The organism is Rhizobium johnstonii 3841 (assembly GCF_000009265.1).
GTDB classification, from domain to species: domain Bacteria; phylum Pseudomonadota; class Alphaproteobacteria; order Rhizobiales; family Rhizobiaceae; genus Rhizobium; species Rhizobium acaciae.
Window position 1 is genome coordinate 50,506 of record NC_008381.1, and the last position, 12,403, is coordinate 62,908.

Below are 12,403 nucleotides of genomic sequence, written 5' to 3' on the forward strand. Positions count from 1 at the left end.
GATTGCCATCGTGACCTGGCGCGAGGAACTGGCAGGCGCGACGGCACGCACCTTCGCGGGACCGACCGGTTTCCGGCGGAACGGTGCGACGGTGACGATGAAAGCGGTGCTCTTCTTTCATGACGTATCCCAGTATCGCGGTGGTCCGCTGACGCCGTCGAAGGTTTCGATGGTGATCATCTGCCCTTGACGACAGGCCGGGCATTGCCTGAGGGAACACCCAGTAAGTTCCTCGTAGCGGTCTCGGTAGTCCTTCGAGGCTCGGCTCTCTGATGGCTCTGGTACCGGCATGCCGAGCAGGTCGCGACAACGGGCAAGCTTTTGTTCGCGATACCGATTGCCAAGGAAACCGTAATAGCGGATCCGATGGAAGCCCTCTGGCAGGACGTGTAACAGAAAGCGGCGGATGAATTCATCGGCGGAGACGGTCATGACTTTTTGCCGATCGCCGTGCCGATAATCCTTCCAGCGGAAGCGCACCGCGCCATCCTCGATATCGACGAGGCGGTTGTTGGAGATGGCGACGCGATGCGTGTAGCGGCCGACGTAATCGAGCACCTGTTCGGGCCCGGCGAAGGGCGGCTTGGCGTAGACCACCCAGTCGGCCTTTCGAAGGGGCGCCACAGTGCGCCGGAAGGCGTTGCGGTCGCTCAGGGCTCGCAAGTCGGAGAAGAACTGCAGCTTGCCGGCGTCGAAGGCTTTCTGCAGGTGCTCGAGGAACAAGCGGCGGAACAGGCGTGAGAGCACCCGGACCGGCAGGAAGAAGCCGCGTTTGCAGGTGATCCATCGCGTGCCGTCCGGCGAGAACCCGCCACCCGGGACGACGCAGTGCAGATGGGGATGGTGCAGCAGATTTTGCCCCCAGGTGTGCAGCACGGCAAAGAAGCCGATCTCGGCGCCGAGATGCTTGGGGTCGGCGGCGATGGTGCGCAGCGTCTCGGCGGTGGCGCGGAACAGCAGGCCGTAGACGAGCGCCTTGTTTTGATAGGCGATGGCGGCAATGGCCTCCGGCAGCGTGAAGACGACGTGAAAGTACTGCGTGTCGAGTAGCTCGGCGCGACGATCCTCCAGCCATTGTGCACGGGCGAGTGATTGGCAGCGGGGACAATGTCTGTCACGGCAGCTGTTGAAGGCGATGCGCCGGTGGCCGCATTGATCGCACGCTTCGACATGCCCCCCGAGCGCGGCGGTGCGGCACAACTCGATCGCCGTCATGACACGGCGCTGAGCGGTCGACAGCGATGTGTGCTGGGCACGATAGGCCTCGCCGTAGCGACGGAATATATCCGCCACTTCCGGCCCCGGACGGGCCATCAGCGCTCAGAAGTACTCAGGCTTAGCGGGCGGCAGGGTGGGCGCCGGACGCGGCAAAAGCTCGAAGGGGCTCGACGTGGCGCAGACCTTGTTCGTGGCGATGCGCAGATAATGGGCGGTGGTCGCGAGGCTGCGGTGACCGAGCAACAATTGAATGGTGCGCACGTCGGCACCGGCTTCCAGGAGGTGGACGGCGAAGGCGTGCCGCAAACTGTGCGGCGTCACCGGTTTGGACAAGCGGGAGAGGTTGTGCGCTTTCGCGCAAGCTTCCCCCACTGCATCCCTGGTGATCGGCTGGCCGGCTCGATCGCCGGGGAAGAGCCACGCCTTCGGCCGCCGCATCTTCCAGTAATCGCGCAGGATCTCAAGCAGCTTGGGCGACAGCATCACATAGCGGTCCTTCTGGCCTTTACCCTGCTCGACACGGACGACCATTCTCTGGCTATCGATGTCCGTGGGCTTCAGCTGCACCGCTTCCGAAATGCGTAGGCCCGCGGCATAGCACGTGGTCAGGATGGCGTGATGTTTGGGATCGAGCACGCAGCCGAGAAAGTGCTGCACTTCATCCGGACTGAGGATAATCGGTAGCTTCTGTGGCTTCTTGGGAAGCGGGAGGACCTCTTCAGGCACCCAGTCTCTCTCGAGCGTCACCTTATAGAGAAAACGCAGCGCCGAAATTGCGGTATGGATCGAGCTTGGCGCCAGCTTCTTCTCGTTGGCCAGATAGACCTGATAGATCCGGACATCCTCGCGGCCGAGCAAGTCCGGCGACTTGCTGAAGTATCGCGCAAACAGCGACACCTGTTGCAGATATGCGAGTTGGGTATTGAGCGAAAAATTGCGCACCTGCATGTCCTCGCTCATGCGCTGGCGAAGTGGGGTCATGATGAGCTCCTCAGTCTGATGGAATGGCTGCAAACAGCCGTGCCATCCTCGCGCAGTTGGGGCTCCTACTGAATATACCTGACCTCCTTGCCGCTCCGGCGTAGCGGAGCGGGTTAGTCCAAAGGCACTTATACCGAGCCCGATACTATGCCGAGCCCATTCCCTAAGGCCCGAGATTTCCGGTAGTCCAAGATCGAAAGCTCGGCATAATAGTCTGCCTCCGCAACTGCAATTTAGCGGAGACACGCATGACATTTCCTTCTTTCGAGACAATAAAGCGCTGGAAGCTGATTGAAGATTGGCCACATCGGGCGAGTGTAGATGCCGTAATCACCTCCATGGTCGACAAAGGTTACTCGTCGGAGACCATGTTGAGAGCCGTTCGATTTATCGGGGCTTTCGTCGAATGCCAGAACAGACGCCACGGTGGAGAGCCAGAAAGACTGGACGCTGCTGATATCGACCAGTTTATCGCCAGCCGATTGTCTACAGGTGCCATAGAGAATGGTAATCGCATCGCACTGCGCCGCCTGCAAATCGAACTCGTGAGAGCTGGTGTTCTATGCCCACCGGCAGAGAAAGCCGAACCGACCGAGAAGGTCGCCACGCTTTTCGGCGCGGAGCTACATCGTCGAGGTTATTCGAAGCACTCGATCTCTGGGCACGTCTGGTCGGCACGGCGCTTTCTTCGGACCGTCTGGGCCGAGCACAGTGGCGTTCCCAACTCACACACATCGAGGTACGGAACTATCTGGCGAACAACTTCGAAGGCCGGAAGAGCAACTCCCTTGGGACCTGGTTCTCCCGCCTTCGGGTCTTGCTCCGCTTCCTGCACGCATCGGCACTCACGGAGCATGATCTCTCCGCAGCGGTCCCGAGTCCAAGGAACCTGCGCTTCTCGGCATTGCCAGCTTACATGAGCGTCTCGCAACTGAAGTCGGTTCTGGAGGCCTGTGATCTGTCCACGATCCCTGGCCGCAGAGACCTTGCAGTGCTTTTGCTTCTTTCTAGGCTTGGTCTGCGTGCAAGCGAAGTCGCCCTTTTGTCGTTTGATGACATCGATTGGCGATCAGGACTCCTGCGTGTTAACGGCAAAGGCGGTAGGGTCGCGACTATGCCCCTTCCGAAGGACGTCGGGGCGGCAATATCTGACTACATCCTGCATGGACGTCCAACATACGGGTCCCGCACCATCTTTCACAGGGTGCAGACCCCATGCACACCGTTCGAGACGGCCACGCCCGTCATCCTGATTGCGCGCAGGGCGCTGAAGCGGGCGAAGATTTCAGGCACGCGGTCTCATCACGCGCATATTTTCAGGCACACCTTCGCCACGATTGCGGTCAGGTCTGGCGTGGGCATGACCGAGCTTGCCCAACTCCTTCGCCACAAAGACCCTGATACCACCAGGATCTATGCAAAGTTCGATATCGAGGGCCTGCGTTCCCTTTCACGGCCATGGGCGGGAGTGGTTCTATGATGGACATGTCCGATGCCCTTGAACAATATCTGACGTTGCGGCGCTCACTCGGGTTCAAGCTCCAAACTCAAGAGAGCCGCCTGCGCAATTTTGTGAGGTATGCGACTGCGCTTGGCGAACTGCGGGTCACCGCGAAGACTGCGGTGGATTGGGCAAGCCACCAATGTGGTCCCGCAACGTGGTCGTCGCGCCTTTCGACGGTCAGAGCATTTGCCCGCCACCTCCAGGTGGTCGATCCCCAAACTGAGATTCCGCCTCCGCACATCTTTCCACCACAACGAAGACCGCGCCCATTCATCTATTCAGACGAACAGGTCGCCGATCTACTGAAGTCGATGCTCGATCTCCATCCCGGAAGCTTCCGGGGGCCGACATATCACTACTTCCTCGGTTTGCTTGCATCCACCGGATTGCGGTTTTCGGAGGCGGCTCGCCTTCTTCGAGAGGATGCCGACCTTGATGCAGGCATGCTGACGATCCGCGAGACGAAGTTCGGAAAGACCCGCATCGTACCGTTGCATCCAAGCACGACGCTGGCCCTTGGGCGATATGCGGCAATCCGTGACGATCATCCGGTCAGACGGGTCAGCCAATTCTTCTTCACTGGCGACCTCGGCAGACCTCTGATCCATGCCAATCCGCACTTCTCCTTTATCCTCTGGACACGCCAGGCGGGACTGAGGCAGCCGGAGCAGCGGGACGGTCCCAGAATTCACGATCTCCGCCACACCTTCGCAGTTCGAACACTGCTGTCCTGGTATCGGGATGGCGAAGACACCGAGCGACGATTGCCAGAGCTTTCTACCTACCTCGGGCATAATTACGTCAGCGCCACCTATTGGTACCTTACGGCGCATCCCGATCTGCTGGACCAGGCAAGACTTCGTCTCGACGCACGATGGGAGGCAGCCAAATGACCAATCCACTCCCACGGCTCATCGAGCGCTTCTTTGGGCAGCGGCTCGCTCGCCAACGCAACGTGAGCCCGCACACAATCGCCTCCTATCGAGATACCTTCAAGCTTTTGCTGAAGTTTGCGCATCGTCGAACTGGCAAATATCCGTCAGCCCTTCGATTGGAGGATTTGGATGCGGAACTGATTGTCGCTTTCCTCGACGATCTGGACAGCGGGCGTCATGCTAGCCCGGCCACATATAATCTCCGGCTCACCGCAATTCGCGGTTTTTTCCGCTTCCTGGCGTTTGAGGAACCAGCGTATAGCGGGCAGATACAGCGGGTGCTTGCGATCCCTGGGAAGATTGGGTCGAAGCGGGAGGTGCAATTCCTCCTGCGCAACGAAATCGAAGCGATCCTCTCGGCTCCTGATCGAAGAACGTGGGTTGGCCGCCGCGACTATGTCTTGCTATTGACCGCCGTGCAGACAGGGATGCGTCTCTCCGAACTCGTGGGCCTTGATAGAAGTGCCGTCACCATTGGCACGGGAGCGCATATCCGGTGTTTCGGGAAGGGCCGCAAGGAACGCACAACGCCGATAACCAGAATGCTCAATGCTACGCTCAAAGCCTGGTTGGATGAGCCGCCGGTCGGGAACGGCAATGCTCTTTTCCCGACCGTTCACGGCGGGCAGATGAGCCCTGATGCCGTTCAGTATCTTCTGGCCAAATACGTTTTGGCAGCATCGAAGGGCTGCTTGTCGCTACGATCAAAGCGGGTATCACCCCATGTCCTTCGACATAGCGCGGCGATGGAGTTGTTGGATGCTGGTGTCGACAGCACGGTGATCTCATTGTGGCTCGGCCATGAGTCTACGCGGTCCACACAGCCGTACTTGCATGCCCACCTGGCAATCAAGGAAGCCGCTCTAGCCAAGATCGACCCGTTCGATAAACAATCGCCTGGCCGGTTCAGGGCTGGCGATGAGCTATTGGCGTTTCTCGACAAACTTTGATCCCTGCCGGAGCAATTGACATCGCAGCGAGAGCGGCGATGTCATGCCGAGCCCACCAATCATCGAGGAGTTTTCACTAGGCAGGAAAGCGCCAAAAGCGGTCGCCAGCCTATATTACTTACGCAGCATATGAAGACCGAATTTAGCGATTTCCGCTTCCAACACATCTAGTTGCTCGCGTGTATCCGCGACAATTACATCAGTGCGGTCAAAATTTCCGAGGATGCGCACCCCATATCCCTCAAGATATATATCCATGAGCAGAGCCTCGCGCAGACTACGCCGCAATATTCGTTGAAATTCGGAGCTAGCGGAATTTATGGACCGAAGCACTCCCGGACAGTTCACGATGGTGCCGGCGTTTCCGAGATGATTATAGAGGGCGAGAAATTTTCTTTCCCCCGCTAAATAATCCTGAAGTTGATTGGCCTTAAAGGCACTTCTATAGGTGAACAAATTCGTCGCCATACACTCCGGCTCCGTCAACCAATGGTCGAAAACTGAGACAAAAGCAAAAGGTACGCCCAGACTGGCAATCTCTTGGTCGCCAATATCGGGAAAGTGGGACTGGTGCGGAATAGTGACGATCATAACGCTGCTCAGATAAGGTGGTCCAGAGCTACTTCCATGAGGCGTTAACAGTCAATCGTCCGCATTGGGCGGAACCCGGTCTTCCAACGCGTTCAAACTATGCCGAGCTTTCGATCTTGGACTACCGGAAATCTCGGGCCTTAGGGAATGGGCTCGGCATAGTATCGGGCTCGGTATAAATCCCTGACATGCACATCGACATGCTGAAGGTGAAGAGTAGGAATTTTCAATAAGCACCGTAGAGCGCGAGACCAGCTTTCCCAGATTTATCAATCAGGCTGGTCTCGCGGCCCGCAGGTCAGAGCACGCTAACGTTCTCAGCCTTCGATTTTCCGGTCTTGCGGTCTTGGCCAACTTCGAAAGTGACCTTGTCACCTTCTCTCAGCGACCCGCCTTGCTGCAAAGCAGACACGTGAACGAACACGTCCGTTCCGCCAGTCTCAGGGGTGATGAAACCAAATCCCTTGTCGTCGTTGAAAAATTTAACAGTACCGGTTGGCATGACAGTTCCTTTTCAATTTTCGCAGCCGTTCACTCAAAGCTGTGTTAAAGTTGCATATCTGGGTGCGCTTTGCATCCAGGCAAATCCAACCCCGCTTAGCGGGAGAAAGAGAGTCCTATAAGCAATGAGGAATTTGAAACTAGATGTCCAAGAAATTTAAGTTTGTGAACGACGGCGCCAAGCGCGCCTTTATGGACCTGCCGACCGATATTAGAATCAATTTTTCAGGCGAGATCCGGAGAGGGAGGGAGAGAACCCGCTGGATGACTTCAAGGTTCTCAGAGGCGAATGGAAGGGCGTCATCGAACTGCGCGAAAATGGTTCGCCCGCCTATAGAGCGGTCTACTGCGCAAAACACCTCAACACCGTCTACATTCTCCACGCCTTTACCAAGACCAGCGAAAAGGCCGATCAGAAGGAGATGGACACTGCACTGTCCCGCTACAAGGAGATGATGGCCGAGGTCCGGGAAGTGACCCAGGCTGAAGCGAAGGCGGCTAAAGACAAAAAACCGACGAAGAAATAACGCTCCGAAACTGGAGCAAGGAGAGGCCGGTTATGCGGCCTCTTTTTGTTTTTCTTCGACACGGCAAACCACGTGATGGTTGCCATCAAGCGACGGCTTGAAGCGGTAGCCGAGGACTGCCAGGTAGCCAAAAAGCTTCTGGACCGAAAGGACGGCGATCTTACCGCGCACGAGTTCACTGACGCGCGACTGCGGGATGTCGAGCGCGGCGCCGATATCGGCATTCTTCCAGCCGCGCTCCTTGAAGATGGCGACCAGCGTGTTGACAAGGTCCGATCGCAACGTCAAATCCGCAGCTTCGATCGGATCGCCCGTGATCGCTTCAAAGATGTTATCGTATTCAAGCTGTGTCATCGCACAATTCCAAACTTCAAAATTACAGAATTCTGTAAATAGGCCAAAATGACGGAGCCGTCAAGTTGGCGACGCTGTATCGTGCGAACCGATGCGGAACGCTGCCACGCTATCGCCCTTAGGCCGGGCAGGTGGCTGCGCTAAAGTCTTGCTGCCAGCAAGTCTTCACCGTTCAAGCTTTCATCCCTGGTGCCTGTCTTGGCGAGGGCGTTCGGAGCGCATCAGAAGCGACTTTGACAATCCCGCTGTCATACGGAAGGCAGAACTCACCCAATGCTATCCGGGGTTTTGTACGCCGACGGATCGAATGATCGGATGGTTGGCCTGCAATTCAGACCGGATCGACGAACGCTCCAACCATTGGCGTTTCCGATCCCGCTCTCTTGTCTGGCATCCCTAATCCAGTCCCGTCCTTGGACGGTCAACCCACGAGGGGTTCGCAAAGGAAAGGGTTCCGCTTGGCTCACCACTGTGGGAGCTCGGGACCCATCGTTTTCAAATCGACAAGCTGAACTACCTTTTGACGCAGAGGTGGGATTTCGGTCGCGATATCATAGGCGCCGACGTGCACATCCAGCATTCCTCCTTCCTTCAGGAAAGCCATCTAGATGGACTGCATATTTATTTTAATCCGTATGCTGAAGTGCCATTTGACCCGAGCTTTTCGTGGCCGGGCGAAGTTTCCCGGAACTACTATGACGTGGCTGTCGACCAACCGATCCAAATACACCCCGACCGCGCGTTAGTCTCCCGGCAGGTTTTTGAAATTAGCCCCTTCTGGATCCATCACCTACTTACAAGCTACGGCTTTGTCTGATGTCCCCATCCTCTACATCCAGCGGCCCGTCTTTGGTGGCAGCGACGGCGCGCTGGGACACATCGATCTGGTCGAAAGCGGTCACCAATCCTGACAACAAGGTTGCCCCGGCATCCGTAAGGCGAGGATCATCCCTTGCATATATCTGCGCGATAGAGCTTCCAGCTCACGAATTGAGAGCTGTCGCGGGTCTACTGTGATGCCGCCTTTGGCTCCTCCGTAAGGGAGTCCTGCGAGGGCGCATTTCCAACTCATCCAAACAGCCAAGGCCGCGACTTCCCCGATATCAACGTTCGGCGCAAATCGTGTCCCACCTTTTGTGGGGCCGAGGGTCAAGTGATGTTGGACGCGATAGCCCTGAAAGACGGCGACTTCGCCGTTGTCGAGATGGATAGGACAAGAGATCGTTATCGCCCTTTTCGGATAGAGAAGGCGATTGCGCTGACCGTCTGGGAGATCCAGACGGTCAGCAATACGATTGAACTGGGTCCTCGCCATCTCAAAGACGGGACCGGAATAGATGTCTGTCATTTTGAAAACCCAGTTGATATTTCTTATCCAGCGGGCGGCGTTGGGTGGATGAAGGGCCAAGGGCTTGCTTCGGATCCCTTCTCGATCGGCACTTCGATAAGAACGGGAACATTCAATTGGAGAGCCTCACTGACTGCCAACTTCAGCCCATCCGGAGAGGTCACGCGATACGTTTTCACGCCAAAACTCTCGCCCAGTTTTACGAAATCAGGATTGGTGAGGTCTGAGCCAATGTACCGACCGGAATAGGCTTGCTTCTGATCCCGCAATACGTTTCCGTAGGCATTGTTGTTGAACACGATAGCGACGACCGCGATGTTATGCTGCACGGCTGTAGCCAACTCCTGCACACCAAACATGAAGCCACCGTCGCCCGAGACTGAAACGACTGCCTTGTCCGGATTGCCGACCTTGACCCCAAGCGCGGTATTAAACCCGAAACCAAGATTGTCCTGATAGCCACACGTCACGTACTGTCGAGGACCGTAGACAGGAAAAGCAAACCTGGCGGTGAAGCCCATCTGGCTGATTTCTTCAACAAAGAAACCGTCCCGCGGCAACGCCTCTCTGATGGCGTTCAAATAATCGACTTGAGGCTGAACGGCGGAGAACCGCTGTTTCGCGTTGCGATTCAACTCCGCGAACTCTTCAGTCCGTGGGGCGCTGCCGGTTGTGCCGAGGGCTTCGGACAAAGCCGCGGTTCCAGCCTTTGCATCCGCGACAATTCCGACATCCGGCTTCAACCGAACCATTTCCGTTGGATCGATATCAATCCGTATCACCTTTAGGCCCTTCGGGAGCCACTTCCACCGCATGAATTCGAGCTCAAGACGGCTGCCAATACCGATGAGCACATCGGTGTCTTTCCAGTAATCGAACGCGGCGACAAAATTGAGATAGTTCGGGTGGTCGTCGCTCACCACGCCTTTTCCCGATCGATGGGACGTAATCGGCGCATTAAGCGCTTTGGCCAACTCGGCAACTTCCGCACCCGCATCAACAGCGCCGCCGCCCACCATAATCAGAGGATTTTTGGCGTTTGCCAGGATAGCAGCCGCAGCCTGAATATTGTCAGGATTGACCTGCGGGTCCTCTGCGCGTCTGGTTTCAGGAAGGTTCAGCTCCGGGCCGGTCATTCCAAACACATCCCACGGCGCCTCGACCGCCCCGGGTCCCTGACGTCCGGAGAGCATTTTCCCGATGACCTCGGCCATGAGCGTGCCTGTCTGGGACTGATGATCAATCCGTTCTGCCACCTTCGTGATCCCACGCATGGTCGCCAACTGATCCGGGAGCTCGTGGAGCTGGCCACGGCCCTGGCCGATCAAGTGCGACATGATATTGCCCGTCAAACACAGGACCGGGGAATTCGCTCCATAGGCAGTGCATAGGGCGGCGCCGGAATTGAGAACACCTGGACCGGGCACAACCGTATAGGCGCCGATGCGTCCAGTGGACTTCGCGTAACCGTATGCCATGTATCCCGCACCCTGCTCATGGCGGGTATGGATGAAATGGATCTCGTTGCGCTTTTCATAAAGAGCATCGTTGAAGTCATACATATGGGCGCCGGGGATGCCGAAGACAGTGTCCACACCGTTTTCGACGAGTGAACGAGCGATGGCCTGCCCTGTGGTCTCTTTGTTCTTCATAATGATGTCCAAACCTGGTTTTTGAGGATGCTCAGGCCGCCGAGCGGGTGCTTAGCGTGCCTTCTGCCGACAAAGCCTTGACGATCGCGGCCGCGTCAGAAGGCTGCATCCCCGCCAAATTCATGCGACCGGAATCGGCCATGTAGATGCCGTGTTTGTGGCACAACGCGACTGCCGTTTCTTTCGACATCGCCAGGTTGGAGAAAAGCCCTCGCTGGTTCGCGATGAAGCCCAGTTCCGGATGAGAAGCTGCAAGAGCGGCGCGGTTACCATTGACCCGAGCGCACATTTCAACCAGCTCCTGCTTCCAGATTTGGGTTAGCTCCGCGCTCTCCAGAATCACACGTACGATGGCCGCGCCGTGGTCCGGGGGCATCGACCAGTTGACGCGAGCCAACGAAGCCATGTTGCCATCGGCAATCTTAAGCTGGTCCGCATTGCGGCTAACAAGGTAAAGGGCACCAACACGTTCGCGATAAAGACCGAAATTTTTGTCACACGAATAGGCGACAAGCGCTTCGTCTACTGCCTCGAGGATAAGGCGGGTTGGCTCTGCGTCCGCTTCGAGGCCGTCGCCCAGGCCTTGGTAGGCAAGATCGATGAAGGGAAGGAGTTTGCGCTCCACCAGCTTTGCAGCGATCTGCTTCCATTGCTGGATATCAAAATCAATGCCAGTTGGGTTGTGGCAGCAGCCGTGTAGCAGGATCACATCACCAGCCTGCGCCGCGTCGAGTGCCTCCAAAACACGATCGAAGTCGATTTGCTGCTTGGCAAGGTCGACGAAACGATAGTCTTTCACGGTCAAGCGCGCCGACTCGAAAATCGGAGCATGGTTGGGCCAGCTTGGTGTGCCAAGCCAGACTTTCGCACCGGGCGTGGCAGAGGCGATGAGTTCAGCGCCCAGTCGCAGAGCGCCGCTTCCACCTGGCGTCTGGATGCCCACAACGTTGCCGGCATTATGAGTTGCGCCGAAAATGATCGGCTTCAGGAGGTTGACGAAATTCAGGTCCCCTTCAGGCCCGAGATACCGCTTGCTGTCCTGGGTCTCGAGGAGCTGCTTTTCAGCGAGCTTGACGGCCCGCATGACTGGTGTTCGCCCCTGTTCGTCTCTGTAGACGCCGACGCCGAGGTCGACTTTGTAGCCTCTTGGATCGGCCTGAAACGCTTTGATGAGCGCAAGTAGGCTGTCGGCTGGTTGCGCGGTGAGTTTCTCAAACATGTTGTCTACCTCCTAAGAACGTGGCGTAAGCCTACAGGCGCTTTGGTGAGGTTTGTTTGCAATTTTCGACACACTGAGATATTATCGTGCATGGAAATCACCACGTTTCCGCCAAATATGCAGATATTTCGACATGACATCAAAGTCACACCCTCTAGATCTGTTCGATGTCCGTCTTCTCGCGGCCATTCAAAGCAATGCTGAGCTGACACAGACTGAGCTGTCGCAAGTCGTCAATCTGTCAGCAGCTCAATGTTCGCGGCGGCTTGACCGGCTGAGAAGTGAGGGTCTGATCCAGAACGTTGTAGCGATCTTGAACCCAGAGAAACTCGGTTTTTCCGTAGTCGCGCACACGTTGGTTAGTCTTCGGTCCCACACGGAGGAAGGGAATGCTCAACTGCATCGCTTCATCGAAACAGCACCTGAGATTCTGGAATGCTATTCCCAGACGGGCGATGCGGATTTCCTGATGAAGATCGTGGCTAGCGACCTTGACCACCTCAGCATCTTTTTGGAACGTATGATCAAGGTCACGGGTGGACTAGCGTCGGTCACCTCGAGCATCGTGCTGCGGACCATTAAGAAGAGCACTGAACTCCCGTTGCAGATTATTCAGACCTAGC

The 12,403-nt window shown here is 56.8% G+C and carries 11 protein-coding genes and 2 pseudogenes; 5 read left to right on the top strand and 8 right to left on the bottom strand.

Annotation, left to right across the window (positions count from 1 at the left end; all coding sequences use genetic code 11):
• Nucleotides 1–117 precede the first annotated feature (117 nt).
• Both RL_RS27645 and RL_RS27650 read right to left on the bottom strand, forming a co-directional pair.
• Nucleotides 118–1,314: an IS91 family transposase gene (locus RL_RS27645; RefSeq protein WP_011652217.1), complete on the bottom strand. Its 1,197-nt coding sequence runs from the start codon at nucleotides 1,312–1,314 to the stop codon at nucleotides 118–120.
• A gap of 6 nt (nucleotides 1,315–1,320) precedes the next feature.
• On the bottom strand, nucleotides 1,321–2,199 hold the full coding sequence (locus RL_RS27650; RefSeq protein ID WP_011652218.1) for a tyrosine-type recombinase/integrase: 879 nt from the start codon (nucleotides 2,197–2,199) through the stop codon (nucleotides 1,321–1,323).
• 916 nt (nucleotides 2,200–3,115) lie between these two features.
• Here RL_RS27650 and RL_RS40790 point away from each other — a divergent pair.
• The 3 genes from RL_RS40790 to RL_RS27665 are packed head-to-tail and all read left to right on the top strand — an operon-like array spanning nucleotide 3,116 to nucleotide 5,588.
• Nucleotides 3,116–3,679 carry a tyrosine-type recombinase/integrase gene (locus tag RL_RS40790; protein ID WP_244432404.1) on the top strand — a complete coding sequence of 188 codons (564 nt, stop codon included), beginning with the start codon at nucleotides 3,116–3,118 and terminating at the stop codon, nucleotides 3,677–3,679.
• Nucleotides 3,676–4,596, top strand: a complete 921-nt coding sequence (locus RL_RS27660; protein ID WP_028743868.1) for a tyrosine-type recombinase/integrase — start codon at nucleotides 3,676–3,678, stop codon at nucleotides 4,594–4,596. Before RL_RS40790 ends, RL_RS27660 begins: the two co-directional genes overlap by 4 nt.
• Nucleotides 4,593–5,588, top strand: coding sequence for a tyrosine-type recombinase/integrase (locus RL_RS27665; protein WP_011654112.1), 996 nt, complete (start codon nucleotides 4,593–4,595; stop codon nucleotides 5,586–5,588). The genes RL_RS27660 and RL_RS27665 overlap by 4 nt, the downstream gene beginning before the upstream one ends.
• Nucleotides 5,589–5,702: 114 nt before the next feature.
• On the opposite strand, the gene RL_RS27670 is transcribed toward RL_RS27665, so the two are convergent.
• Both RL_RS27670 and RL_RS27675 read right to left on the bottom strand, forming a co-directional pair.
• Complete coding sequence (locus RL_RS27670) at nucleotides 5,703–6,179, bottom strand: hypothetical protein (protein ID WP_011654113.1); 477 nt, start codon at nucleotides 6,177–6,179, stop codon at nucleotides 5,703–5,705.
• 298 nt (nucleotides 6,180–6,477) lie between these two features.
• Nucleotides 6,478–6,681 carry a cold-shock protein gene (locus RL_RS27675; RefSeq protein ID WP_011654114.1) on the bottom strand — a complete coding sequence of 68 codons (204 nt, stop codon included), beginning with the start codon at nucleotides 6,679–6,681 and terminating at the stop codon, nucleotides 6,478–6,480.
• Between the two features lie 307 nt (nucleotides 6,682–6,988).
• Between RL_RS27675 and RL_RS40795 the strand changes: the two are divergent.
• Nucleotides 6,989–7,069, top strand: a pseudogene (locus RL_RS40795) (type II toxin-antitoxin system RelE/ParE family toxin); the annotation flags it as partial.
• 168 nt (nucleotides 7,070–7,237) lie between these two features.
• On the opposite strand, the gene RL_RS27685 reads toward RL_RS40795, so the two are convergent.
• From RL_RS27685 to RL_RS27700, 4 genes and pseudogenes are all read right to left on the bottom strand, one after another.
• Nucleotides 7,238–7,561, bottom strand: a complete 324-nt coding sequence (locus RL_RS27685) for a helix-turn-helix domain-containing protein (RefSeq protein ID WP_011654115.1) — start codon at nucleotides 7,559–7,561, stop codon at nucleotides 7,238–7,240.
• Between the two features lie 943 nt (nucleotides 7,562–8,504).
• Nucleotides 8,505–8,909, bottom strand: a pseudogene (locus RL_RS27690) (Glu/Leu/Phe/Val dehydrogenase); the annotation flags it as partial.
• A gap of 23 nt (nucleotides 8,910–8,932) precedes the next feature.
• Nucleotides 8,933–10,561 carry a thiamine pyrophosphate-dependent enzyme gene (locus RL_RS27695; RefSeq protein ID WP_041936817.1) on the bottom strand — a complete coding sequence of 543 codons (1,629 nt, stop codon included), beginning with the start codon at nucleotides 10,559–10,561 and terminating at the stop codon, nucleotides 8,933–8,935.
• A gap of 31 nt (nucleotides 10,562–10,592) precedes the next feature.
• Nucleotides 10,593–11,780: an amino acid aminotransferase gene (locus tag RL_RS27700; protein WP_011654119.1), complete on the bottom strand. Its 1,188-nt coding sequence runs from the start codon at nucleotides 11,778–11,780 to the stop codon at nucleotides 10,593–10,595.
• Between the two features lie 133 nt (nucleotides 11,781–11,913).
• On the opposite strand from RL_RS27700, the gene RL_RS27705 reads away from it, so the two are divergent.
• Nucleotides 11,914–12,402: an Lrp/AsnC family transcriptional regulator gene (locus tag RL_RS27705; RefSeq protein WP_028743864.1), complete on the top strand. Its 489-nt coding sequence runs from the start codon at nucleotides 11,914–11,916 to the stop codon at nucleotides 12,400–12,402.
• The last annotated feature ends 1 nt before the right edge of the window (nucleotide 12,403 follow it).